Annotated in this window: 19 protein-coding genes; 15 read left to right on the top strand and 4 right to left on the bottom strand. The window is 59.6% G+C overall.

Annotated features, from left to right (window positions below; genetic code table 11):
* Positions 1-2 precede the first annotated feature (2 nt).
* From ACN8M7_RS04575 to ACN8M7_RS04560, 4 genes are read right to left on the bottom strand one after another with little or no spacing between them, the layout of a single operon-like run.
* Positions 3-734: an amino acid ABC transporter ATP-binding protein gene (locus tag ACN8M7_RS04575; RefSeq protein WP_490259929.1), complete on the bottom strand. Its 732-nt coding sequence runs from the start codon at positions 732-734 to the stop codon at positions 3-5.
* Positions 721-1,371, bottom strand: a complete 651-nt coding sequence (locus ACN8M7_RS04570; RefSeq protein WP_197432113.1) for an amino acid ABC transporter permease — start codon at positions 1,369-1,371, stop codon at positions 721-723. Before ACN8M7_RS04570 ends, ACN8M7_RS04575 begins: the two co-directional genes overlap by 14 nt.
* Positions 1,368-2,033, bottom strand: a complete 666-nt coding sequence (locus ACN8M7_RS04565; protein ID WP_490259928.1) for an amino acid ABC transporter permease — start codon at positions 2,031-2,033, stop codon at positions 1,368-1,370. The genes ACN8M7_RS04570 and ACN8M7_RS04565 overlap by 4 nt, the downstream gene beginning before the upstream one ends.
* Positions 2,034-2,053: 20 nt before the next feature.
* Positions 2,054-2,839, bottom strand: coding sequence for a transporter substrate-binding domain-containing protein (locus ACN8M7_RS04560; RefSeq protein ID WP_490259927.1), 786 nt, complete (start codon positions 2,837-2,839; stop codon positions 2,054-2,056).
* Between the two features lie 287 nt (positions 2,840-3,126).
* Here ACN8M7_RS04560 and ACN8M7_RS04555 point away from each other — a divergent pair, with 287 nt between their 5' ends.
* From ACN8M7_RS04555 to ACN8M7_RS04485, 15 genes are all read left to right on the top strand, one after another.
* Positions 3,127-3,831 carry a FadR/GntR family transcriptional regulator gene (locus ACN8M7_RS04555; protein ID WP_490259926.1) on the top strand — a complete coding sequence of 235 codons (705 nt, stop codon included), beginning with the start codon at positions 3,127-3,129 and terminating at the stop codon, positions 3,829-3,831.
* Between the two features lie 96 nt (positions 3,832-3,927).
* Positions 3,928-4,254, top strand: a complete 327-nt coding sequence (trxA, locus tag ACN8M7_RS04550) for a thioredoxin TrxA (RefSeq protein ID WP_003458627.1) — start codon at positions 3,928-3,930, stop codon at positions 4,252-4,254.
* Positions 4,255-4,564: 310 nt separating this feature from the next.
* Entirely contained in the window at positions 4,565-5,824 is a 1,260-nt protein-coding gene (gene rho / locus ACN8M7_RS04545) for a transcription termination factor Rho (protein ID WP_061237364.1), read from the top strand.
* A gap of 133 nt (positions 5,825-5,957) precedes the next feature.
* Positions 5,958-7,424, top strand: coding sequence for a 4-hydroxy-3-polyprenylbenzoate decarboxylase (ubiD, locus tag ACN8M7_RS04540; RefSeq protein ID WP_490259925.1), 1,467 nt, complete (start codon positions 5,958-5,960; stop codon positions 7,422-7,424).
* Positions 7,424-8,389, top strand: coding sequence for a CDP-6-deoxy-delta-3,4-glucoseen reductase (locus ACN8M7_RS04535; protein ID WP_490259924.1), 966 nt, complete (start codon positions 7,424-7,426; stop codon positions 8,387-8,389). The genes ubiD and ACN8M7_RS04535 overlap by 1 nt, the downstream gene beginning before the upstream one ends.
* Before the next feature lie 576 nt (positions 8,390-8,965).
* Complete coding sequence (locus ACN8M7_RS04530; protein WP_490259923.1) at positions 8,966-10,612, top strand: ShlB/FhaC/HecB family hemolysin secretion/activation protein; 1,647 nt, start codon at positions 8,966-8,968, stop codon at positions 10,610-10,612.
* Between the two features lie 33 nt (positions 10,613-10,645).
* Positions 10,646-17,614 carry a two-partner secretion domain-containing protein gene (locus tag ACN8M7_RS04525; RefSeq protein ID WP_490259922.1) on the top strand — a complete coding sequence of 2,323 codons (6,969 nt, stop codon included), beginning with the start codon at positions 10,646-10,648 and terminating at the stop codon, positions 17,612-17,614.
* A 35-nt stretch (positions 17,615-17,649) separates the two neighbouring features.
* Complete coding sequence (locus ACN8M7_RS04520) at positions 17,650-17,988, top strand: hypothetical protein (protein WP_490259921.1); 339 nt, start codon at positions 17,650-17,652, stop codon at positions 17,986-17,988.
* A 731-nt stretch (positions 17,989-18,719) separates the two neighbouring features.
* Positions 18,720-18,938, top strand: a complete 219-nt coding sequence (locus ACN8M7_RS04515; RefSeq protein WP_490259920.1) for a hypothetical protein — start codon at positions 18,720-18,722, stop codon at positions 18,936-18,938.
* On the top strand, positions 18,935-19,174 hold the full coding sequence (locus tag ACN8M7_RS04510; RefSeq protein WP_490259919.1) for a hypothetical protein: 240 nt from the start codon (positions 18,935-18,937) through the stop codon (positions 19,172-19,174). The genes ACN8M7_RS04515 and ACN8M7_RS04510 overlap by 4 nt, the downstream gene beginning before the upstream one ends.
* A 300-nt stretch (positions 19,175-19,474) precedes the next feature.
* Positions 19,475-21,166, top strand: coding sequence for an Hsp70 family protein (locus ACN8M7_RS04505; protein WP_490259918.1), 1,692 nt, complete (start codon positions 19,475-19,477; stop codon positions 21,164-21,166).
* 1 nt (position 21,167) lies between these two features.
* Positions 21,168-22,706, top strand: a complete 1,539-nt coding sequence (locus ACN8M7_RS04500; RefSeq protein WP_490259917.1) for a hypothetical protein — start codon at positions 21,168-21,170, stop codon at positions 22,704-22,706.
* A gap of 386 nt (positions 22,707-23,092) precedes the next feature.
* Positions 23,093-23,551: a hypothetical protein gene (locus ACN8M7_RS04495; RefSeq protein WP_082768034.1), complete on the top strand. Its 459-nt coding sequence runs from the start codon at positions 23,093-23,095 to the stop codon at positions 23,549-23,551.
* 115 nt (positions 23,552-23,666) lie between these two features.
* Positions 23,667-24,362: a transposase gene (locus tag ACN8M7_RS04490; RefSeq protein WP_490259916.1), complete on the top strand. Its 696-nt coding sequence runs from the start codon at positions 23,667-23,669 to the stop codon at positions 24,360-24,362.
* 90 nt (positions 24,363-24,452) lie between these two features.
* A complete protein-coding gene (locus ACN8M7_RS04485; protein ID WP_490259915.1) occupies positions 24,453-25,628 on the top strand; it encodes a hypothetical protein in 1,176 nt (391 codons plus the stop codon).
* Positions 25,629-25,676: the final 48 nt, after the last annotated feature.

The following is a 25,676-nucleotide window of genomic DNA, read 5'->3' as shown; positions in this document are numbered from 1 at the left end:
GTTCACAGGTTCACCGAGCCGATGAAGTTGCGCAGCTCTTCGGTCTGCGGGGTGGCGAACAGGGCTTTCGGATCGCCGATCTCGTGCACCTTGCCCTGGTGCATGAACACCAGCTTGTCGCCGACTTCGCGGGCGAAGCGCATCTCGTGAGTGACCATGATCAGGGTCATGCCCTCGCTGGCCAGCTGCTTGACCACCGCCAGCACTTCGTTGACCAGCTCCGGGTCAAGCGCCGAGGTGATCTCGTCGCACAGCAGCACCTTGGGCGACATGGCCAGGGCACGGGCGATGGCCACGCGTTGTTGCTGGCCGCCGGAGAGGCGCTCGGGGTAGGCGTCGAACTTCTCTGCCAGGCCGACGCGTTCGAGCATCTGCCGGGCAACTTTCTCGGCTTCGGCGCGTGGCGTCTTCTTCACCACCTGCGGTGCCAGCATGACGTTCTCGCCGACGGTCAGGTGCGGGAACAGATTGAACTGCTGAAACACCATGCCGACCTTCTGCCGCAGGCTGCGCAGGTCGGCGCGGGCGGCGTCGATGTATTCGCCGTCGACTTCGATCACGCCGTCGTTGATCGACTCCAGGCCGTTGAGGGTGCGCAGGAAGGTGCTCTTGCCCGAGCCGCTGCGACCGATGATGGCGACCACTTCGCCTTCCTCGACGGCCAGGTCGATGCCCTTGAGCACGTGGTTGTCGCCGTAATACTTGTGCAGGGCGGTGACGTTAAGCAGTGACATTCAGCCTCCTTTCCAGGCGGTATGCAGCGAGCGAGAGCGGGTAGCAGAGCAGGAAGTAACCGAGGGCGACGAAGCCGTAGACCATGAACGGCTCGAAGGTGGCGTTGGCCAGCATGCTGCCGGTCTTGGTCAGCTCGGTGAAACCAATGATCGAGGTCACGGCGGTGCCCTTGACCACCTGCACCGAGAAGCCGACGGTGGGCGCTACGGCGATGCGCAGCGCCTGCGGCAGGACGACGTGGCGCAGGGTTTCCAGGCGGCTCATGGCCAGGCTTTCAGCCGCCTCCCACTGGCCGCGCGTGATCGACTCGACGCAGCCGCGCCAGATCTCGGCGAGAAAGGCGCTGGTGAACAGCGTCAGCGCAGTGGCTGCCGCCAGCCAGGGCGAGACGTCGAGGCCGAGCAGGGCGATGCCGAAGAACACCAGGAACAGCTGCATCAGCAGCGGCGTGCCCTGGAACAGTTCGATATAGCCACGGGCGAGGATGCGCGGCGCCGACAGCGGCGACAGCCTCGCCAGCAACACCAGCAGGCCGGCGATGCCGCCGCAGACGAAGGCCACCAGCGACAGCAGCAGGGTCCACTGCAGGCCGGTCAGCAGGTTGCGCAGGATGTCCCAGAGGGTGAAGTCCATCAGCGCTCTCCCATGATGAAGCGCCGGCCGACCCAGGCCAGCAACTGGCGAATCAGGATGGCCATGAGCAGGTACAGCGCGGTGGTCAGCAGGTAGGTCTCGAAGGCGCGGAAGTTGCGCGACTGGATGAAGTTGGCGGCGAACGACAACTCCTCGGTGGAGATCTGCGAGCACACCGCCGAACCCAGCATGACGATGATGATCTGGCTCGACAGCGCCGGCCAAACCTTGCCCAGCGCCGGGCGCAGGACCACGTGGCGGAAGGTCTCGAAGCGGCTCATGGCCAGCGCCGCAGCGGCTTCGAGCTGTCCGGATGGGATCGCCTGGATGCCGGCGCGGATGATTTCCGTCGAGTAGGCGCCGAGGTTGATCACCATCGCCAGCACAGCGGCCTCCCACTCGCTCAGGCGCACGCCGAGCGAGGGCAGGCCGAAGAAGATGAAGAACAGCTGGACGATGAATGGCGTGTTGCGGATCAGCTCCACGTACACGCCGAAGAGGCGGTCGAACGGGCGGATGCGCCAGGCGCGCAGGATCGCCCCGACGATGCCGAGAGCGACGCCCAGCAGGGTGCCGATCGCCGTCAGGCCGAGGGTGAAGGCCGCGCCCTGCAGCAGCAGGTCGCTGTGCTGCAGGACGGCGGCGAAGTCGAACTGGTACGCCATGGCTTGGCTCCCGGCGCGGCTCAGAGGTCAGCCGGCAGTGGCTGCTTCAGCCACTTCTGGCTGATCGCGTCGAGGCTGCCGTCGGTCTTGGCGGCGGCGATGATGGCGTTGATCTTTTCCAGCAGCGCGGCCTGATCCTTGTTCACGCCAACGTACACCGGCGAGTCCTTGAGCTTGAGTTTCATGCTCGGCACGCGCTTGGGGTTCTTCTCGGAGATGGCCACCATCACCACGTTGCCGCTGGCGATCAGGTCGACCTGACCCGACAGGTAGGCTGCGATGGTCGAGTTGTTGTCCTCGAAGCGCTTGATGGTGGCGCCTTTCGGCGCGACGTTGCTCAGTTCGATGTCCTCGATGGAGCCACGGGTGACGCTGATGGTCTTGCCGTCCAGATCATCGAGGCTGGTGACGGCGGCATCTTCCGGGCCGAACACGCCGAGGTAGAAGGGCGCGTAGGGCGCGGAGAAGTCGATCACCGCTTCACGCTCGGGGTTCTTGCCCAGGCTGGAGATCACCAGGTCGACCTTGCCGGTGGTGAGGAAGGGAATGCGGTTGGTGCTGTTGACCGGGGTCAGCTCCAGCTTCACTGCCAGCTTGTCGGCCAGCAGCTGTGCGGTGTCGATGTCCAGGCCGCGCGGTTTGAGGTCCGGGCCGACCGAGCCGAACGGCGGGAAATCCTGCGGCACGGCGACTTTCAGTACGCCGGCCTTGCCGATGTCTTCGAGTGCATCGGCGTGAACGGTGCTGGCTCCGAAGGCCAGGGCGGCGAACAGGGTACCCAGCAGGGTGCGGTGAAATTTGCGCATGTCGAACTCCCGATGAATGAACAAAAACTGAAGCGTTTTGCGTGAGTTGTGCAGTGCATCGCTTGTGCCAAGTTCAATGAAATCAGGCGTTTCACCGTCTCAGGCACGTGAAAACAAGGTCTTACTGGTCTGAACAGTTGGTATTGCTGACCATTTGATCAGAAGTATTTGTGGGCCATCTCGGTGCGTGCGTGGAACGGGCCGTTCCACAAGGGGGCGTCGCTTGCCTGGAGTGTGCTTATGGCCGTACAAAGGCGGCTTGACTGGACTGACCGGCCCGAACAGCCATGAATGCTTCTGCTCCTCGCGCGGTACCCGAATATGCCCTGCAGGCGATCCGTCGCCTGATCGAAGACGAGGGCTATCGCCCTGGCGATGCGCTGCCGTCGCAGCGCGACCTGGCCGAGCGCCTGGGCGTCAGCCGTGCATCACTGCGTGAGGCGCTGTCTTCGCTCAGCGCCTTGGGCCTGGTCAGTGTGCAGGCGGGCAAGGGCGTGTTCGTGCAGGAGCCCAGCAAGGTGGAGACAACGGGTTCGTTCGTCTGGCCCTTCGCGGCCCAGGTGTCGGCGGCCGATACCTTTCAGCTGCGCTTTGCCCTGGAGGGCTTTGCCTGTGGTCTGGCGGCCGGGGTGATGACCGCCGAGGAGCTGGATATTCTCGAAGACAACGTTGAGCAGATGCGCCGTGAACTGCGTGCCGAGAACTTCGAGCAGGCGACGCGGCTGGATTTCGAGTTCCACCAGCGTATTCTCGCGGCCAGTGGCAACCAGGCGATGTTCGCTCTGGTGACCTCCAGTGCCGATATCTTTCTGGAGAGCCAGAAGCTGCCGTTCATCCGCCCGGAGCGGGCGATGGAGACCTGGCAGGAGCATCGCAAGATTCTCAAGGCCCTGGCCCGGCATGCTGCCGGCCCGGCGCAGAAAGCCATGCAGCAACACATCCGCGCGGCGGCGCTGCGCACGGGGATCGCCTTCATCACGCTGGGTGATTGAAACTATTGAGTGGCTCAATCGCCAGTGCCTTTCGGTGTCAGGCAAGCCGGGCTATGATGTCGCCACTTTTTGCTTCCGAATATACGGAGACTCCTCATGAGCGAATTCATCACCAACGTCAGCGACGCCAGTTTCGACCAGGACGTCATCCAGGCTGAAGGTCCGGTTCTGGTCGATTACTGGGCTGAGTGGTGCGGCCCGTGCAAGATGATCGCGCCGGTGCTCGACGAGATCGCCAAGGAATACCAAGGCAAGCTGAAGATCTGCAAACTGAACATCGACGAGAATCAGGAAACCCCGCCGAAGTACGGCGTACGTGGTATCCCGACACTGATGCTGTTCAAGAACGGCAACGTCGAGGCGACCAAGGTCGGTGCACTGTCCAAGTCGCAACTGGCTGCGTTCCTCGACAGCAATATCTGAGTCGTAAGCGTTAGGGTGGATCAGGCTTCATCGATCTACCATGGCATCGCAAGTGGTGGATGAGAAAAGCGTCATCCATCCTGCGTCGCCTGGCGAAGACCCCGTTATTTGCGGGGTTTTTTCGTTTTCGGGGCTAGACGCTGTTTTTTCACGGTGTTAAATTCGGGTTCGCTGCATCCTCCATGCAGCTTTCTGCACGCCGTCGCCGATTCATTCCTATACGAATTCGTTCGCGATCCTGTCGCCTTCTCTGCGGCGCGGCCTCTCAAGCTAACAGCTTTCTTCCCCTCTCGATGATCACGTCATTCCTATGAATCTGACCGAACTCAAGCAAAAGCCGATTGCCGAACTGCTGGACATGGCCGAACAAATGGGCCTGGAAAACATGGCCCGTTCGCGCAAGCAGGACATCATCTTCGCCCTGCTTAAAAAGCATGCCAAAAGCGGCGAGGAGATTTCCGGCGACGGCGTGCTGGAGATTCTCCAGGACGGTTTCGGCTTTCTGCGTAGCGCCGACTCTTCTTACCTGGCCGGCCCCGACGACATCTACGTCTCGCCGAGCCAGATCCGCCGCTTCAACCTGCGTACCGGTGACACCATCGTCGGCAAGATCCGTCCGCCGAAGGAAGGCGAGCGTTACTTCGCTCTGCTCAAGGTCGACAGCATCAACTTCGACCGTCCGGAAAACGCCAAGAACAAGATCCTGTTCGAGAACCTGACGCCGCTGTTCCCTACCAAGCGCCTGACCATGGAAGCCGGTAACGGCTCCACCGAGGACATCACCGGCCGTGTGATCGACCTCTGCGCGCCGATTGGCAAGGGCCAGCGCGGCCTGATCGTCGCCCCGCCGAAAGCGGGCAAGACCATCATGCTGCAGAACATCGCCTCAAACATCACCCGTAACAACCCCGAGTGCCACCTGATCGTTCTGCTGATCGACGAGCGCCCGGAAGAAGTGACCGAGATGCAGCGCACCGTGCGCGGCGAAGTGGTCGCGTCCACCTTCGACGAGCCGCCGACTCGCCACGTGCAGGTCGCCGAGATGGTGATCGAGAAGGCCAAGCGCCTGGTCGAGCACAAGAAGGATGTGGTCATCCTGCTCGACTCCATCACCCGTCTGGCGCGCGCCTACAACACCGTGATCCCGAGCTCCGGCAAGGTGCTGACCGGTGGTGTCGATGCCCACGCCCTGGAGAAGCCCAAGCGCTTCTTCGGTGCCGCACGTAACATCGAAGAAGGCGGCTCGCTGACCATCATCGCCACCGCGCTGGTGGAAACCGGCTCGAAGATGGACGAAGTGATCTACGAGGAATTCAAGGGCACCGGCAACATGGAGCTGATCCTCGATCGCCGCGTGGCTGAGAAGCGCACCTTCCCGGCCATCAACATCAACAAGTCGGGCACCCGTCGCGAAGAGCTGCTGACCGGTGAGGAAGAGCTGTCGCGCATGTGGATTCTGCGCAAGCTGCTGCACCCGATGGATGAGATCGCCGCCATCGAGTTCCTGATCGACAAGCTGAAAGCGACCAAGACGAACGATGAGTTCTTCCTGTCGATGAAGCGCAAGTAAGCGTTGCGCTGTGCCAAAAGGCCGGGGAAACCCGGCCTTTTGCTGTCCGTCACTTTCATGGGCGCTTCTGAAAGCCCGACTTCGGCGCTAAACTTTGCGGCCGACTCTAGCCTGTCCGACACGAGGCTCCTGCATGCAGTATCGCGACCTGCGCGACTTCATCCGTGAACTGGAAAAGCGCGGCGAACTCAAGCGTATCCAGACCCCGGTCTCGCCCGTTCTGGAAATGACCGAAATCTGCGACCGCACCCTGCGTAAGGGTGGGCCGGCGCTGCTGTTTGAAAAGCCCAGCGGCTTCGACGTGCCAGTGCTCGGCAACCTGTTCGGCACCCCCAAGCGCGTGGCGCTGGGCATGGGCGCCGAGGAGGTGTCGGAGCTGCGCGAGATCGGCAAGCTGCTGGCCTTTCTCAAGGAGCCGGAGCCGCCGAAAGGCCTCAAGGACGCCTGGAGCAAGTTGCCGATCTTCAAGAAGGTCATTTCCATGGCGCCCAAGGTGGTCAAGGACGCGCCCTGCCATGAAGTGATCGAGGAAGGCGACGACGTCGACCTGGGCAAGTTGCCGATCCAGCACTGCTGGCCAGGCGACGTGGCGCCGCTGATCACCTGGGGCCTGACCATCACCAAGGGCCCGAACAAGGAACGGCAGAACCTCGGCATCTACCGTCAGCAGGTGATCGGCCGCAACAAGGTGATCATGCGCTGGCTCAGCCACCGTGGCGGCGCGCTGGACTATCGCGAGTGGTGCCAAAAGTACCCGGACAAGCCCTATCCGGTCTGTGTCGCGCTTGGCGCGGACCCGGCGACCATTCTCGGCGCCGTCACCCCGGTGCCCGATACGCTGTCCGAATACGCCTTCGCGGGCCTCTTGCGTGGTCATCGCACCGAGCTGATCAAGGCCGTCGGCAGCGAGCTGCAGGTGCCGGCCAGTGCCGAAATCGTGCTCGAAGGCGTGATCCATCCGGGCGAGATCGCGCCGGAAGGCCCCTACGGCGACCACACCGGCTACTACAACGAGGTCGACACCTTCCCGGTGTTCACCGTCGAGCGCATCACCCGCCGCCGCGAGCCGATCTACCACAGCACCTACACCGGCCGGCCGCCAGATGAGCCGGCGATTCTCGGCGTGGCGCTGAACGAAGTGTTCGTGCCGATCCTGCAGAAGCAGTTCCCCGAGATCACCGACTTCTACCTGCCGCCGGAAGGTTGTTCCTACCGCATGGCGGTGGTGACCATGAAGAAGCAGTACCCCGGTCACGCCAAGCGCGTAATGCTCGGGGTGTGGTCGTTCCTGCGACAGTTCATGTACACCAAGTTCGTTATCGTCACCGACGACGATATCAACGCACGGGACTGGAATGACGTGATCTGGGCGATTACCACGCGCATGGATCCCAAGCGCGACACGGTGATGATCGACAACACACCGATCGACTACCTCGACTTCGCCTCGCCGATCTCCGGCCTGGGGTCGAAGATGGGCCTGGACGCCACCCACAAGTGGCCGGGCGAAACCACTCGCGAGTGGGGCCGCGCCATCGAGAAGGACCCTGCGGTGGTGGCGCGCGTCGACGCGCTGTGGAGCGAGCTGGGAATCGATTGATGAACGTCACCCTGCAACCCTCCGGCATCACCCTCGCGCTGCAGCCGGGCGAGCGCATCCTCGATGGTGCCCGACGCCTGGGCTATGACTGCCCGCAGAGCTGCCGCAACGGCAACTGCCATATCTGCGCCGCCTTGCTGGTGGAAGGGCGTGTGCGTCAGTCCGGTGTCGAGCTGGACCATGGCGAGCTGTTCACCTGCCTGGCCGAGCCGCTGGAAGACTGCGTGCTGCATTGGGATGGCGTGCTGGCACCGGGCGAGTTGCCGGTGCGCGAGTTGAATTGCCAGGTGATCGAGTGCCTGGATGTTGGCGGTGATGTCCATCGCCTGCGTTTGCGTACACCCGCTGGCAAGGTGCCGCGTTATCACGCCGGGCAATACCTGTTGTTGCAGCGCCCGGATGGCGAAATGTCTGCCTTTTCCCTGGCCTCGGCGCCGCATGCCGGCCGCGAGCTGGAGCTGCACATCCTCGCCCGAGAGGAGGGCAGCATCGCTTTGCTGCAGCATTTGCGCAGCACCGGCATGGCCCGCGTGCAGATGCCCTACGGGGATACCCACCTCGCCGACCTGCCCGACGGTCCGCTGGTGCTGATCGCCGCCGGCACCGGCATGGGCCAGATGCACAGCCTTATCGAACACTGCCGCGCCGCCGGTTTCGCCCATCCGGTGCACCTGTACTGGGGCGCCCGGCGCCCCGAAGACTTCTATCAGCTGCCACACTGGGCCGAGTGGCAGCAGCTGGACAATCTGCACCTGCACCAGGTGGTCAGCGACCAGTGCGGCTGGCAGGGCCGTTGCGGCCTGCTGCACGAAGCCGTACGCGAGGACTTCCCCAACCTCAAGGCCTTGCACGTCTACGCCAGCGGCTCGCCGGCGATGGTCTACGCCACGCTCGACGCGCTGGTGGAAGCCGGCATGGACGCGCACCAGATGCGCGCCGACGTGTTCGCCTACGCGCCGCGTTAGAGCCCAGAGCTATCAGGCAAGCGTGCCAAGGCCTGACGCCAGTCAGTTAATTCCGTACGCGCTTGGTTCCCCTCTCCCTGGTCTTCTCCCCTGAGGGAAGAGGGGGCCAAACGTGTTCGATGACCGCATTATTCCAATGCTTCCGAGCCCCTCCCTGGGGCGAAGCGTTCGTTGCGCCACCCACCTGGCGGCAAAGCGTCGGGCTGTCACAGGGTGACTTCAAGAATGCTTCCGGCATGTTTCCGAGTTCACCTAGCCGTTGTTCGCGGCAAGGCGCCGCACCTGAACAGGCGGTCCGTCTCATTTTTAGGTTTCGCCAGGTGCCGTTTATCGGGGGGGCCGGAGTAATGTCCCCAAGCGTGACGTTGTTCATTTTTTAGGCATTTGATGGCAAGAGGCCACGTGTTCTAATTCGCGTCGATTTTCCGCCGCTGTTTTTCCGCTATTCAAAGGACTGAAAGCATGCCTTTCCGTATTAGCCCTTTATGCCCTGCCATCCCTGGCGGCCACCCTGCGGGCCGTCGCTGCGCGACGTTAAAAGCGACTCCCGGCCTTTTTTGGGCCGTATGGCTGTGTTTGTTCCTTCCCACTCTCGCGTTGGCGCAGACGCCGGGTGACCGTGAGTTGATTCGTGAGCGCCAGGAGCGCCTGCTGCAGGAGCAGCAGCGCCGCCTCGATGAGCTGCAGCAACTCCCAGGTGAAGCGCCCAGGCTGCAAGCCGCTCCGGTCGACGACGAGCGCTGCTTCGACATCGAGCAGATCCGTCTGGAGGGCGCCACTCTCCTCGCTGAGGACGACCAGCAAGCCATTGTTCAGCGCTTCGCTGGCGAGTGCCTGGGTGTTGGTCAGCTCAACGAACTGCTCAAGGCGATCACCCAGTTCTACATCGATCACGGCTACGTCACCTCGCGCGCCTACTTGCCGCAGCAGGATCTGTCCTCGGGCGAGCTGCGCGTCATCGTGGTCGAAGGCCGCCTGGAAGGGCTGGACAGCTCTGAGCTGGCGAGCGATCGTGAACTGGCCATGGGCTTTCCCGGCCAGCCAGGCGAAGTGCTGGATCTGCGCGAACTGGAGCAACTGGTCGACCAGCTCAACCGCCTGCCTTCGCGCCAGGCCCAGCTTGAGCTGGTGCCTGGCGAAGCCGTCGGCGGCAGCCGCGTCAAGCTGCAAGGTCAGCGCGACAAGCCCTGGCGTGCCGGCCTCAGTCGCCATAACGACGGGCAGTTGAGCACTGGCGAGCAGCAGTGGGGTCTGAGTTTCGATTGGGACAGCCCACTCGGCCTGGCTGACCAGCTCAGCCTGCGCGCCAATCGCGATGCGGTGAGCGACAGCTATCGCCATTCTCACAGCCAGAGCCTGATCTATCAGGTGCCCTACGGCTGGTGGAACTTCAGCTACAGCTACAGCCAGAGCTACTACCGCACCCAGAGCGAGGGCAATGGCTTTCTCTTCGATCAGGACGGCGACAGCAAGACCCACGCCTTGCGCGGCGAGCGTGTGCTGCACCGCGATAGCGTCAGCAAGACCGCATTCAACCTCGGCGTCAGCCACCTGCGTAGCAACAACTTCATTCTCGGCAACCGCATCGACACCTCCAGCACGCGCCTGTCCGAAGCGCAGCTGGGCTTCAACCATGGCCGTCGTATTGGCAGCGCCTTCGTCAACGCCGATATCGGCTGGCAACGCGGTATTGGCGCCTTCGACGCCCAGCGTGCCGGCGACCCGCAAGGCAGTCAGCCGGTGGCGCGCTACAACAAATACACCCTGGCCCTGAGCTACCTGCAGCCATTCACGCTGTGGGGCGAGTCCTTCAGCTTCGACAGCCTCGCCTATGGCCAGAAGAGCGAAGACGTGCTGTTCAGCCCGCAGCGCATCAGCATCGGCGGCCTCAGCTCGGTACGCGGCTTCAAGGACCAATCCCTGTCCGGCGACACCGGCGGTTACTGGCGCAACCAGTTGCGCTGGCGGCGTCCAGTGACCTGGGATGCGCTGCGCCCCTTCGTCCACGAATACAGCCTGGCCTTCGCCTATGACGTCGGCGTGATCCACGGCGGCCGGTACAACCCCGAGCAACGTGGCCGTATGAGCGGCAACGCCATCGAACTCGCCCTGCGTGGTCAGCACCTGGCTGCCTCGGTGAGCTTCGCCCATGCCCTTGAGCGCCCGAGCGCCATCGAGCATGACGAGCGCCCGGTTTATTTCCGTTTCGACCTGTTTTTCTGATTACCCGGCCGGTTGGCTGGTTGGAGTATCGACATGGACGTACGCAGTCCTCTGTTTCAGAACATCGCCCTCATCGTTGCCGGCGTGCTGTTTCTCAACCCCATCGTCGCCACGGCGGCGCAACTGACGGTTGACCAGGCCGCAGGCGGCAACACCGCCGTGACCCAGGCGCAGAACGGTGTACCGATGGTCAACATCGCCACCCCTAACGGCAGCGGCCTGTCGCACAACAAGTTCACCGACTACAACGTTGGCCAGCAGGGCCTGATCCTCAACAATGGCGATCAGGCCCTGAGCAAGACCCAGTTGGGCGGCTACGTGGTCGGCAACCCGAACCTGAAGAACGGCGCTGCCGGGCTGATCCTCAACGAAGTCACCGGTGGCAACGCCAGCCAGCTCAGGGGCTACACGGAAGTGGCCGGGCGCTCGGCGGCGGTCATCGTCGCCAACCCGCATGGCATCACCTGCGATGGTTGCGGCTTCATCAACACCCCGCGCGTCACCCTCAGCACCGGCACGCCGGTCATCGAGGACGGCCGCCTGCAGCGTTTCGACGTCGACGGCGGACAAATCTCCATCGAGGGTCAGGGCCTCAACGCCGGTAATGTCGACCAGTTCGACCTGATCACCCGCAGCGCGCAGATCAACGCCGAGCTGCACGCGAAGAAGCTCAACATCATCACCGGCCGCAACGAAGTGGATGCCAGCACCCTGGCCGCAACCGCCAAGGCCGACGACGGTTCGGACAAACCCATGCTGGCCATCGACAGCTCGGCCCTCGGCGGGATGTACGCCGGCGCCATTCGCCTGGTGGGCACCGAGCAGGGCGTGGGCGTGAAACTGGCCGGCGACATGGCCGCCAGTGCCGGGGATATCCAGATCGATGCGAATGGCAAGCTGAGTTTGAACCGTGTGGCCGCCAGTGGTGACGTTGCTCTCAAGGCCAGCACCATCGACCTGAACGCTGACACCTACGCAGGTCGTAACGCCACTATCGAAGCGCAGCAGGTCGAAGTGCGGGAAAGCCTCGCCGCTGGCCAGCGCTTGGCCGTGCAGGCTGATCAACTGAACAACGCCGGCATTATCGAGGCCGGTGTGGCTGCCAATGGCAGCGTCAGCAGCGCGGGCCATCTGCAGCTCGACGGCGGCAAGGTACGTAACGCCGGGCAGATGACCAGCCATGGCAGCATGGCGACCGACCTGCAAACACTGGACAACCAGGGCGGCAAGATAGCCACCGCAGGCAGTGCCACGCTCAAGGCTGAGCAACTCGACAACCGCGAAGGTGAGATCCTCGCCCAGGGCAACCTGACACTTGACGCTGAAAGACTGGACAACCGCGCCGGCAGCGCGTTGGCTGGTCAGGCCTTGACCATCGAGGGCGAGGCTGTCGACAACGCAGCCGGCACACTGGCAGCGGGTGGCAGCATTCAGGCCGAGGTGAGCGAGCGCCTCGACAACAGCGCAGGCCTTATCGAAGCTGGCGGCCAGGTAAGTCTGCAGGCGGGTGCACTGGATAACCGTAGCGGCCAGCTTCGCGCTCTTGGGAGTGCTGGCGAGAGTCGTCTCGCGGTCGATGAGCAGTTGAACAACCAGGCTGGCCAGATCGAAATCGGCAGTGCCAGCCTGGCGGTCGAGTCCGGCAACCTGATCAACAAGGACGGCCTGATTCGCCATGTCGGCGCGCAAAAACTGGACATGAGCCTGGAGCAACTGGGCCAGGCCGGTGGCCGCATCCAGACCAACGCACAGCTTGATCTGCAAGCCGACAGCTGGACCAACACCACCGAACTGCAGGCCGGGCGCATCTCGCTCGATATCGCAGATCTCACGCAAACGGCAGGTGCCGCGTTGCTGGCCCGCGACAACATTGAGGCCAAGGGCAACGCCTGGCGCAACGATGGGCGCATCGAAACCGATGGTAGCCTCAGTCTGGAGCTGGAAGATACTTACGCAGGCGATGGCACTCTCATCGCTCAGGGCGACCTGAATGTCAGCGCCGCTGCAGCCGAGTTGGGCGCCAATGCCAAGTGGCTCGCTGGTGGCTCGTCGAAGCTGAGCGTGCTGGGTGATCTGGTCAGCCGTGGTCAGATGACTGCGGGTACCTGGCTGCAGCTTGCCGCGCAGAATCTGCGCAACAGCGGCACCATCGGTGCAGCAGGTCAAATGTCACTGCAGGCGGCGGATATCCGCAACGAAGACGGCTTCCTGTTCAGCGGCGCCTCCATGCTGCTGGAGGCGGATCGCTTCACCAACCAGCGCGGTGACCTCTACAGCGTAGGTGACCTGCAGTTCGTCGCCAACGAGGAGGGCGATGCCCCTGAGCTGTTCGCCAACCTGTCCGGCGTGGTGGAAAGCGAAGGCAACATCACGATTCGCGCGAAGCAAATCACCAATGCCCATGAAGTCGAGAACCTGATCGTCAGCCGCAAGATCGCGGCGCTGTTCTACAACCCGGATTGCACCGACTGCAGTGGCGACAAGGAAAACGTGCGCTACCGCCTGCGTCAGATCGACCGTACCGAAGCCACCAGTGATGTGCGTACCGCCTCGCTGCTGGCTGGCGGTGATCTCACCCTTAGCGGCCAGGCCATCAACAACCGCTACAGCATGCTCGCGGCCAACGGGGCGGTGCGTATCACGGGCGACACCTTCACCAGTGTCGGCGCCGAGACCGGCGAGTATGTTTCCGAAGACCGTGCCACCAGCGAGCGTGAGAAATCCCAGGGCTGGATTCACGACAACGTGAGGTGGTTCAACTCACGCAACTGGCCCACGGGCAGTGCCACTATCGAGGCCGACCTCAACAACATCCTTACAAACACCCTGAAAGGCAGCTTCGAGCATTTCGGCACCACCTACACGCCAGACGCCGAGCAGAGCTATGCGGCCATCGTGCAGGCCGGCGGCGATGTCACCATCAATGCCACACAAATCGGCAATGCCAGCATTCGCCCGTCGTTCAGCTTCGTGAATGGCGGCACGCGGGTGGATACCGGTGCGCCGGGCAGCGATATCGCCACCTTCGTCACCCTCAATCCACAACTGCCGCCCGACCTGCAGCAGAAGGCCGTCGACCCGCTGTCGCTGCCGGGCTTCGCCCTGCCTAGCGGGCAGAACGGGCTGTTCAGCCTGAACAACAACCCGGGCCATCGCTACCTGATCGAAACCAACCCGGCCTTTGCCAATCTGGGCAACTTCCTCAACTCCGACTACATGCTCGGCCTGCTGGGCTTCGATCCGGACGAGATGCAGCGCCGCCTGGGCGATGGCTTCTACGAGCAGCGCCTGGTGCGCGAAGCCGTGCGTGCGCGTACCGGCCAGCGCTACCTGGCAGGGCTGGACAGCGACGAGGCGCAGTTCAAGTATCTGATGGACAACGCCCTTGCCAGCAAGGAGGCCTTGAACCTCAGTCTGGGCATTGCCCTGAGCGCCGAACAGGTCGCGGCCCTGACCCACGATATCGTGTGGATGGAAGAGCGCGAAGTGCAGGGGCAGAAGGTTCTGGTGCCGGTGCTCTACCTGGCGCAGGCCGAAGGGCGCCTGGCACCTGGCGGTGCGCTGATCCAGGGGCGCGACGTGGCGCTGATCTCTGGCGGCAACCTGATCAACAGCGGTACCTTGCGTGCGACCCAAAACCTGACCGTGACCGCTCAGCAGAGCATCGCCAATAGCGGCCTGATGCACGCCAATGAACGCCTGTCGCTGCTGGCCGGCGACAGCATCCGCAACAGCCAGGGCGGCATCCTCAAAGGTCAGGACGTCAGCCTGGTTGCGGTAGCCGGAGATGTGGTCAACGAGCGCACAGTCAGTACCCATCACAGCACCACGCGCCATACCGACCGCCAGCAGAGTTTCGTCGACAGCGCGGCGCGCATCGAGGCCGGTAATGAGCTGCTGGTTAGTGCCGGCAACGATATCCGCAACATCGGCGGCGCCATCAGCGCAGGCGGGGATGCCACGCTGCAGGCGGGCAACGACCTGATTCTCGGCTCGGCCGAGGCCGAGAACCGGCAGAACAAGTGGGACCGCAAAGGCCACTCCTACAAAACCGACATCACCCAATACGGCAGCGACGTACAGGTGGGTGGTGACCTGACGGCCGTTGCTGGTCGTGATCTGCTAGTGGTTGGCAGTACCGTCAAGGCCGGTGGAAACATCGACCTTGGCGCTGGCGGCGATATGACCATCGCCTCGGCGGCGAACGAGAGCAGCTCCGACTACTACCGCAAGAGTGGCGGCAAGAAGGTCATCGCCCAGGAGCAGCACGTCAAGCAGGTTGCGTCGGTCATTGAGGCCGGAGGCAATCTCGACATGCGCGCCGATGGCAATCTGCTGCTCTCCGCCAGCCAGCTCAAGGCGGGTAACGAAGCCTACCTGTATGCCGGGCAGCAACTGGCCCTGCTGGCGGCGCAGAACAGCGACTACTCGCTGTACGACAAGAAGAAAAAAGGCGGCTGGGGCAGCAAGGAAACCCAGCGCGACGAAGTCACCACCGTGCGCAACGTCGGCAGCTCCATCACCACGGGCGGCAACCTCAGCCTGATCAGTGAGGGCGACCAGCTTTATCAGAAGGCTCGCCTGGAAAGCGGTAACAACCTGACCCTGGACAGTGGCGGCGCGATTACCTTCGATGCCGTCAAGGATCTGGATCAGGAGAGTCATGAGAAGAGCAGCAACAGCTGGGCCTGGACCTCTGCCAAGGGTAAAGGCAAGACCGATGAAACCCTGAAGCAGAGTGAGCTGATCGCCAAGGGCGACCTGGTGATACAGGCCGTGGACGGCCTGAATATTGATATCAAGGAGGTCAATCAGCAGAGCGTCAGCCAGACCATCGACGCCATGGTCAAGGCCGACCCCGAACTGGCCTGGCTCAAGGAGATGGAGCAGCGCGGTGATGTCGATTGGCGCCGCGTGAAGGAGGTGCATGACTCCTTCAAGTACAGCCATTCGGGGTTGGGCGGTCCGGCGATGATCATCATCGCGATCATCGTGACGTACCTGACGGCAGGGGCGGCCAGTGGTGCTATAGGCACTATGGCGGGAGCAGGGGCTGGTAGTGGTTCAGCCATGGCTGCAGCAGGAACGGTAACAGCCACTAGCGCGGCTGGAGTTACAACAACTACCGCCGTCGCAGCGGGCTGGGGTAACGTCGCTTTGACTGCCGTTGCCACCTCAGCAGCCAGCAATGCAGCCATTAGCACCATTAACAACCGGGGTAACCTGGGCGCGGTGCTCAAAGACGTCACGTCCAGCGATAACCTTAAAGGCTATACCTCCTCGGCCCTAACCGCGGGCATTACCGCTGGCGTGCTGGACAGTGCCTTTGGTGTAACCGGTGATAACGTCAACAAGGTCACCAAGGGTTTTGATCTTAGTAAACCGAGCGACCTGGCCAAGTTCGGTTCCTATCTCGGAGCGCAGGGTGCGGTGCAGGCCGCAGCCCAAACCGCGATCCAGGGCGGCAGCCTGGGCGGCAATCTGCAAACGGCATTGACCGGCCAGATGCAGCACCTGCTGCAGGCCGGTGTCTTCAATGCGGTGGGTGATTTCGCCGGCGGTAAGTTGGTGGAAGGCATCAACTGGGCGGACGGTAGCCCGGAGAAGATTGCCCTGCATGCTGTGGTTGGTGGATTGCTCAGCGAAGCGACTGGTGGCGATTTCAAGACTGGGGCATTGGCTGGTGGTGCCAACGAACTGCTGATCGAGCGCCTGTCTGGTGTTCTCAAAAGCGACAAAGGCCTGGAGCTGGTGGTGTCGCAACTGATCGGCGTGGCGGCGGCGACGGCTACCGGTGGCGACCCGGCCAAGGCAGCGGAGCTGGCGAAGAATGCGACGGCTTATAACAGGCAGTTGCACAGTGCCGAAGCCAAACTCCTGGATGAATTGGCACAACGTGATCCCGAGAGAGCCAGAGCATGGGATGCAGCTGCTTGTGCGCTGGTTTCCTGTGCTGCTGGTATACCGCCCAGTGATCCCAACTATGAATTTCTTACCGCCCTGCAAGCGGAGGGGGCGCAGTACCCAGAGCTTCAAGTCAGTCTTCAGGAAAGTGGTTTGTTTAGCTACTCCCTTGATGAGCGGTTTAACGACGCGGTTTCCAGTCGTGGGGAGGGGCTTTACTACACCAGCGCTGCAGGCAGTGTCATTGGAGGTGCTGGCGGAGCCATCGTCTCAGGTGTCGGAGGAGCGGGCGCTTGTACTGTTTCCTTCGGGGTCGGGTGTGCACTCGGAGCAGCTGGTGTCGTGGGTGGCATCTCGGAGTACAGCGACGGCTTGGATCGTATTAGCAACGGCTATACCTCCACGGAAGGCCAGAAGGTTATAGACTCGTTTAGGCCGGGAACACATCCGGGCGATGTGAGCTTGGCCGAAAAAGCGGGTGACTTTGTAGTATCTGCAGCAGCTGATCTTGTGTTGCAGCGTGTTGGCGGTAAAGTTATTGACCGTGTTGCCAAGGTCGTTGACGGGAAGCTGAATGTTCCCAAAACGGACTCTGGTGCTGTGGGTGGGGATGGTCCAAAAGGAGACGGCTCCGAGACTCCGTACAATCCGCAAACCACCCGGAATGAGCTTGAGTCTACTTATGGGCGCGACAATGTTCTTTCCACTACGGTCCCGCCAGTCGATGGTCGAAATGTGCATCTTGCAGGGCAGCGCCATCCGGTAACGGGGGTCGTATTCGATAACAGGGGCTTCCCTATATTTGATGATGTGGCTGCATTTGATACACGAATATCAATTGATGCCTTCAAATCTACGAGCTATGAAGGGCAGATGAAACTTGCGACCAAAGATTTGTTAGGGGCGATACAGCAAGGTCAAGTGAAAGCATCAAGTTTTACTGCTAAGCAGCTTCAGCAGATTAACTCAGGGGCAAAGAAAATTGATGGCTATACGTGGCATCACCATCAGGATAGTGGGCGAATGCAGTTAGTCCCTGAACTGATTCATTCAAAGACGGGGCACATCGGTGGCGAAGCCATGGGGGGTGGAATGTGAGTCTGAGTGAGACTGGTTGCTTCAGCGATGAGCTGATGGCGTTCGTTATCACCTGTCTTTTTTGTGGGGCTATAAGCAGGGATGAGCTTAATACGTGGTGCGCTCAAGTATTATCGCTAGATGACGCCCCTGTGTTTTTGTACGACTTGATGGATTTTCATGATGAAATTTTTAAGATATATCAGGTAATTGGCTATGTGCCCCATTGGGAACATGCGAAAGATGACGAGTATGCCTTGTATGGTATTGCTGTCCGTCGAGGGTTTGAGCCTTATGACATGCCTTTGACGCCGGATAAAGCACTTGCGTGTCTTGAGGTAAGGCCAGATATTCAGCGGCTGTTTGGTAAAGTTTTTGACTTTATTAAACTGTAGGACGGAAAAGGGGACACGGAAAAGGGGGCAGATTTATTTTTCGGTGACGAGGTTGCCTCATAAATAAATCTGTCCCCTTTTTTGACCGTCCCCTTTTTTGACCGCTCAAGGAGTTGTTAATGAGATTCTCAAGCATCCTGACGCAACCTATAGAAACTTGAGTCGGGGCGAATGAAAAAGGGGACAGATTCTGAGGAATCCCCACAAAAATCCCATTTTTATCAATGGGATAGCTTGAAGAAGCCTGCATGAGTCGGGCAGTTTGGTAGTCGCCAAACAAACCAACTCCCGAGACTCATGAACAATAGGGGACAGACCACGATTAATTTCTTCGTAAATCGTGGTCTGTCCCCTATTGTTTTTCAAAATGGTAGGTGACTTTGCCTCAAAACAATTGGGAGAGGCCGTCAGAACGGGTGATAGCGCAGGCGTCGCACTATGGAGGGAGGGCGGCGCAGCTCGTACTGCGATGCATGCTGCTATTGGCGGCATGGTCTCATCCGCTATGGGCGAAGAATTTGCCACTGGTGCTATTGCGGCGGGTGCCAGCCAAGCGTTGGCAGGGGTATTGAACGATACCTTTGGCGGAACAATAGCGGAACAATAGGGGACAGACCACGATTAATTTCTTCGTAAATCGTGGTCTGAGAATCCTCTAGCCGGCCTCCTCACTCCCGAGTAGGCGCAAAATTCAAAGTGCGAACATTGTCTTTTGCTGTGAGGAGGCCGTGATGAAATTCTGTGGCATAGACCTGCACTCGAACAATAGTGTGGTGGTAATCACCGACGAAATGGATCGGATTTTGGTCAGTCGACGCTACCCCAACGACCTGCGCAAAATCATCCAGTTACTCGAGCCTCACCGTACCGAGCTGGAGGGTGTAGTGGTCGAGTCCACTTACAACTGGTATTGGCTGGTCGATGGACTAAAAGAGGCCGGTTCGACGTGAAGCTGGCCAACACCGTGGCGATGAAGCGTTATGACGGTTTGAAGCACTCCGATGATCAGGATGATGCGGCCTTCCTGGCGCATTTGCTGAGGCTTGGCATTCTGCCCACCGGGTACGTTCATCCGCCACAAGAACGAGCACTGCGCGACCTGGCACGAAAGCGTATTCAACTGGTGCGTAGTCGAACCCAACATATCCTGGCTGTGGAAAACATCAGAACAATAGGAGAACAATAGGGGACAGACCACGATTAATTTCTCCGTAAATCGTGGTCTGTTCCCTATTATTCTTCAGTGCCGCTGCGAGAACTTTTACTGAGCCAGGCACTTCGTCCGGTCACTGACCTATGCGTGGCTTGTTGCTTGGGGAGTCTGGGCTGTATCACCCGCCCGCGACGACCTTATCTGGGCTGATTTGCGGCTCAACATTTATCACGCCTCCCTCTGTACAGCTATTGGGGGCGGCTACGAACATTTAATATCACGCCGTTCAGGGCATGGGGCCCTGTTGTAGCGCCACGGAGGCTAGGCACAAGCATGATCATCGGAATCGACCTGGGTACCACTAATAGCCTGGTTAGCGTCTGGGATGGCGAGACGGCGCAACTGGTACCCAATGCCCTAGGTCGCATGTTGACCCCCAGTGTTGTCGGTCTGGACGACCAGGGGCAAATGGTCGTCGGGGACGTCGCCCGCGAACGCTTGCAAACCCATCCGCATCTCACGACTGCACTCTTCAAGCGACATATGGGGAGTGCGCACAGTAGCTCGCTTGGATCGCACCGTTTTCGTCCCGAGGAGTTGTCGGCTCTGGTGCTGCGCAGCCTCAAGGAAGATGTCGAGCGAGCCTATGGCAAGGCTGTCACTGAGGCAGTCATCAGTGTGCCGGCGTATTTCAGTGACGCGCAGCGCAAGGCGACGCGTATCGCCGGTGAGCTGGCAGGCCTCAAGGTCGAGAAGCTGATCAACGAGCCCACTGCTGCCGCGCTGGCTTATGGGGTGCACCATAAGGGCGATACCTCGTTTCTGGTGTTCGATCTCGGTGGTGGAACCTTCGATGTGTCGGTGCTCGAACTCTTCGATGGGGTGATGGAGGTTCGTGCCAGTGCCGGTGACAACTTTCTGGGCGGTGAGGATTTCGACGACGCGATAGTCGCTCATGCTGTGAGTGCGTTACGCGCTCTGGGGATGCCTGATGTGGAGCGCCCCGCCATGCATCACCGCCTACGCCGTGAGGCGCAGCGTGTGCGGCATGCGCTCGGGCAGCAGAGTGAGGCGGTTTTTCAACTGAGCGAGGATGGGCGAGAGTGGTCTGTACCCCTGACTCAGGAAAAACTGCTGGAAATCTGCGAGCCTCTTCTTGAGCGCCTGCGTGCTCCCATCGAGCGGGCATTGCGAGATGCGCGTATCAAGGTGGCTGATCTGGACGAGGTGCTGCTGGTCGGTGGTACTACACGCATGCCGCTGGTGCGCAAGCTGGTGGCCAGTCTCTTCGGGCGTTTTCCCGCGATGCATTTGAATCCTGACGAAGTAATCGCGCAGGGTGCTGCAATCCAGGCGGCGCTCAAGGCTCGCGATGCCTCGCTGGAAGAGGTGGTGTTGACGGATGTGTGCCCTTACAGCCTGGGCGTGGAGGTATCCAATAACGTCGCTGGGCAACTGCAGGGTGGGCATTATCTGCCCATTATTGAGCGCAACTGCGTGGTGCCGGTGAGTCGGGTGAAGAGTGTGCAGACGCTGCGTGACGGTCAGCGGCAGGTCAGTGTACGTATCTTCCAGGGCGAGAGCCGATTGGTGGCCAACAATATCTTCCTGGGGGAGTTGGAGGTTGATGTCCCGCCTCGGCCTGCAGGTGAGGTGTCGCTGGATATCCGGTTTACCTATGACATAAACGGTCTGCTCGAGGCTCAGGTGGATACCCCGCTGACCGGCCAGAGCTGCACGCTGGTCATCGAGAACAATCCGGGCGTGCTGACGCCGCAGGAGATTGCCGAGCGTTTTGCTGCCTTGCAGGCACTGAAGATCCATCCTCGCGACCAGCAGGTCAACAGCGCTCTGATGGCGCGTCTGGAGCGCTTGTATCAGGAGTGTCTGGGCGAAGTGCGTGAGCATGTCGGTGCTTTGGCCGGGCACTTTGCTGGTGTGCTTGAACGCCAGGACGAGCGAGAGATCCGTGAGGTGCGGCTGGAGGTTTCGGCTCGTCTGGATGCTATCGAGAGCGGCTATTGAGATGGGCATCTGGAGCATGTTGGGGTTGAGTCCCGATGCTGATGTGCGCAGCATCAAGCGCCGCTACGCCGAGTTGCTGAAAACGACCCGTCCTGATGACGATGCCGAGGCGTTCCAGCGCTTGCGCGATGCTTATGAGCAGGCATTAAGCATTGCGCGAGCCGAGGCCGAAGGAGCTCAGGTGTTCAGGCATGAGCGTGCGCCGGACGAGCTGCCTGCACCTGTACCAGTGAGGGCGGTTGTAAGGCCAGATGTGCAGTCTGAGCAGATCTCGTGTCTTGTCGAATCCGCCGCTTCGCTCGACGCTGCACTGCAGCATGCCGTCGAGCTGCGGCTAGAGCGCGAGTTTCAGCTTTATCTGCTCGCTCACTGTAGCTCTCTGAATGAGGCGGATGGCAAGGCCTGCCTGCTCTGGGCAATGAAACAGTTGCAATGGCTCTCGCCCTGGCAGGCAGACTACCTGCCACAGGCGAGGCTCGACATGCTGGCGACCAGATTGCTCGCCCAGGAGCTTCAAGCGCAGGAGGCGCTCCTACGTGCGGGAGAGGAGCGCGCCGCTCTGGAGCAACTCGTTGAGCTCAGTCAGAGAGACTGGTTGCAACCCTTCGAGCGACGCCTGCAGTTTCAGGAAGGCGTGTTGTGCTTGCTGGAACGGAGTGAAGAATGGTCGCCGGCTTTCTTCGAGCGCTTGGCTGATCGGCTTGGTTGGAACGAAGAACAGGGGCAATTGCCTTGCCCGCTCGAACGGTGGGAGCGCTTGTGCAGGCGTTGCGAATGCCAGGTGCTTAAGCAGCGCTTGCTCAAGCACATGCGCGAGCCCTGGCCGTTGAATGCTGAGCAGCGCGCGGTCTGGTTATTGCTCAAACCAATGAACCCGCAGGATCGACGTTATCTGGTCGACCGTTTTACCGAGGAGGATTGGTGGGCTTGCGAGTCACTCGATAGCCAGTTGCGGCATGGCTTTGCGGAGCTCCCCAGCCAGCTCGGGATGGCTGCCTGGCAGGACTGGCAGGACTGGCAGGACTGGCAGCGCTGGCAGCCGCGCAAGTGGGCATCTGCCGCAGCCTTATATGCATGGTTGTTACTGGCTACTGCCATGCTGCTCGACTTGCTGTACAGCGATGCGCCGCGAGAGATGGCAGCACGTGCCAAGGGCCTTCAGGGCTCAGTGGTGGTAACACTGGTTTCCAGCTTGATGATTATCGGTTTGCTGGTCAGCCTGGTGAGAGGTTGGAGTTGGTTGACGCGCTATATGGTGCGAGCCGACCTACCGCTTAGTCGCATGCTGCTACCGCCCAACTGGCATGACGATGGGGCGGGGATGCTGGTGTTGCGTCACTGCGTACCTGCGGCAGCGTTCGCCTTTCTCGTTGCGGTGTTCGATCCCTGGGACTTCGGTTGGGCGCTTGCGGCTGGTGTCTTCGTTCTGGCGCTGTTGTTCCTGGGGCGAGTCGGCAGCCGGCGTGCAGCCTGGCCACGGTTGGCTACGGGCTTGCATGGATTGTTCAAGGTCGATTACAGCCGCAAGGCGGAGTGGTGAGCATGATGACGTCTAGAACAATAGGGGACAGACCACGTTTATTGGTCTAGGGTTATGGAATTCCATGGAAGGAGGTCTGTATGCCACGTCGAGCACGCATATCACTGCCAGGCGTTTCAGTTCATTTGATTCAGAGAGGGAACAATCGCTCAGCCTGTTTTTACGCTGACGAGGACTATCTTTTTTATCTGGATGTATTGATGGAACAAGCAAAGGAACAATAGGGGGCAGACCACGATTAATTTCTTCGTAAATCGTGGTCTGTCCCCTATTGTTTCTTTAATAAAATCAATTCCATCTCTAAAGTTAATAATCCAACTTTGTACGAGGCAGGATTGATTCGCGGTGCTGAACTGTTGAAGAAAGTCGGGTATGAGGGTTTTTAGATGGCGAAGAAAGTGAAGCTGGGAGATGTTTTGCAAATTTTGACGTCGCATGGAGTTGCGTATGCGCAAGTTACGCATAGGCATCCTGAGTTTGGCTATTTGATACGGGTGTTTTCTGGTTTTTACGAGAGGATACCATCAGATTTCTCTACTGTTGTTAAGAGTGAGGTTCAGTTTTCCGCTTTCTTTGTTGTTCAGAGTGCCGTTAATCAAGGACTGCTTTCCGTAGTTGCCAATGTGCCAGTTGCTGATAACTTGCAAGCATTCCCCACGTTCCGTTCCAGGAACGGAGGCTCAGGCGGCTCTATCTGGTTGTGGAGTGGTGGCGATGCTATACGGCTGGAGCGTGATCTGAGTTTGGAGGAGCAGAAGCACTCCACTAGAGGAATTATCAGCGCGCCCTTATTGGTTGAAAGAATTGAAAATGGCTACAGGGCAGAGGCGCATGAGGTATGGTAGAGGCGAAGAAGGGAACAATAGGGGTAGGCCCTAAAGGAACAATAGGGGACAAACAATAGGGGACAGACCACGTTTATTGGTCTAGGGTTATGGAATTCCATGGAAGGAGGTCTGTATGCCACGTCGAGCACGCATATCACTGCCAGGCGTTTCAGTTCATTTGATTCAGAGAGGGAACAATCGCTCGGCCTGTTTTTACGCTGACGAGGACTATCTTTTTTATCTGGATGTATTGATGGAACAAGCAAAGAAGCATGGATGTGCGATCCATGCCTGGTGTCTGATGACCAACCATGTTCATTTGTTGGCCACGCCCGAAAGCCCTGATAGTGCAGGGCTCATGATGAAGGGGCTAGGGCAGCGTTACGTACAGTATGTTAATCGCACATACCGCCGTAGCGGGACGCTGTGGGAAGGTCGTTTCCGCTCTTGCCTCATGCAGGAGGAGGCTTATGTGTTGGCTTGTTACCATTACATTGAGATGAATCCTATCCGCGCAGGCATGGTTGAGCACCCGGCTGAATATCGCTGGTCGAGCTACCGGGCCAACGCGCAAGGTGAGCCCTCAGTGCTGCGCTGTCCACACCCTCTCTATCAGACCCTGGGTCGAGATGAGATGCTCAGGAATGAGGCTTATAGAGAATTGTTCCGCTATCAGCTAGATCCAGGGCTTGTTGATCAGATACGTGCCGCGACAAATGGAAACTACGCACTGGGAAGTCCGAAGTTTTCTGCCGAAGTTGAGGCAGCGTTGGGGCGAAGAGTCACAAGAGGCAAGCCAGGGCGTCCCAAGAGTGCGCCAAATATTTAGTAAAACGTGGTCTGTCCCCTATTATTTTGTCCCCTATTATTTGATCAAGCCAACACTGATTGATAGTCAGGGTGACTTTAGGAGGCTTGAATGAGTAAATACTTCCTAACTTTTGGATTTCTGCTTATGTTGCTAAGCGGTTGCAGAAGTTATCAAATGGAATATGGGGTGGTGGAGAATGGAGTGGCTTTTTATCCCCTGTGCGAAAGAGCAAAGCGGCGCATCACCGATATGCAGCGTATCAGTTTTGAATTACCGTTCTTGTTTAGGCAGGCCTCCTGTCGTAATTGGCCTGACTATAGCTATGACTCTCGAATCGACAGTCTATCTGTAGAGGTTCCCGGTGTTATTGCCAACGAATCCCAGATGACTGTTGGCGGTGTCTACTCTATGCTCTTTCGCGCGGGGCACGCGCGCGCAGAATACTATTTGCCGCCTGACGAATTTTTTGAGGATTACAAAGAATACCTAAGTGAGCACAGTTCTATTTCCCGTTTGGTTACTGCAGGTTGGGTGGACTGGCAAGGTGGGCGCTGTGCGCGTTTTTACTCGGATAACGATACCGGTCTTTTCGTGCGCCGAGTGCTCGACTATTTCTGCTGGGAGTCTGTTAGCGGTTCGGGTTTCCCAATACATATTGGTGCCAGCGAAAAATTACCACCAGGTCATGTAGTAGCCAACCTGGATAAGGAGTTAATCGAGCCAGTATTGGCGAGCTTACAGATCAACCCTGTTCCAGAGCAGCGTTTAGCTCTGTGGGACAGTTATCGTGCTGACTTTTGCAAGGGGCTGAAGGAGAGCTACGATAACAAGACAGCTATGCGCAGATTTCGCGACAACCTCAACCGCCAGCGCGCTATTCTTTTCTTACGCGAGTGCGGTTATCAAGTGCCAGACCCGGTTGGGCCAAGAAGCTGGGCAGAGCTCTTAAGGCCCAATGGGCAGTTGATTGGCAGGCCCGATGGAGAGCGTACATTGCGTAAAATAACTCATGCGCAGTTTGCAGAGCTAGAAGCCAAATTAATGTCCTTGCAACTCAAACCTGGTAAGCGCCCCGAAATCCGATCTTCTCGACTGTCAAGAGATGGTAATGTTCTGGTTGAAAACTATAGGGCTACTGGTTCCTACGCTGGTGAGTGGTTCCTGGTTCCACCTTCTTACAGTGAGCAGAACGGAGTCGGTATTCGTAATGATCCGGTATTGGGTCGAGTGATAGATTTACACCTAATGGACTTCCCAATAGGACTAAGAATTGTAGGTGAGTAAAAACGACGGCTGCAGAGGTTGGCGATAGAGTAAAGAGGGGCGCCCATT

This window comes from Pseudomonas spartinae, from assembly GCF_965197125.1.
Lineage (GTDB): Bacteria > Pseudomonadota > Gammaproteobacteria > Pseudomonadales > Pseudomonadaceae > Aquipseudomonas > Aquipseudomonas composti_A.
Note: the sequence above shows the minus strand (reverse complement) of the source record. Positions and strands in the feature narration are given on the sequence as shown.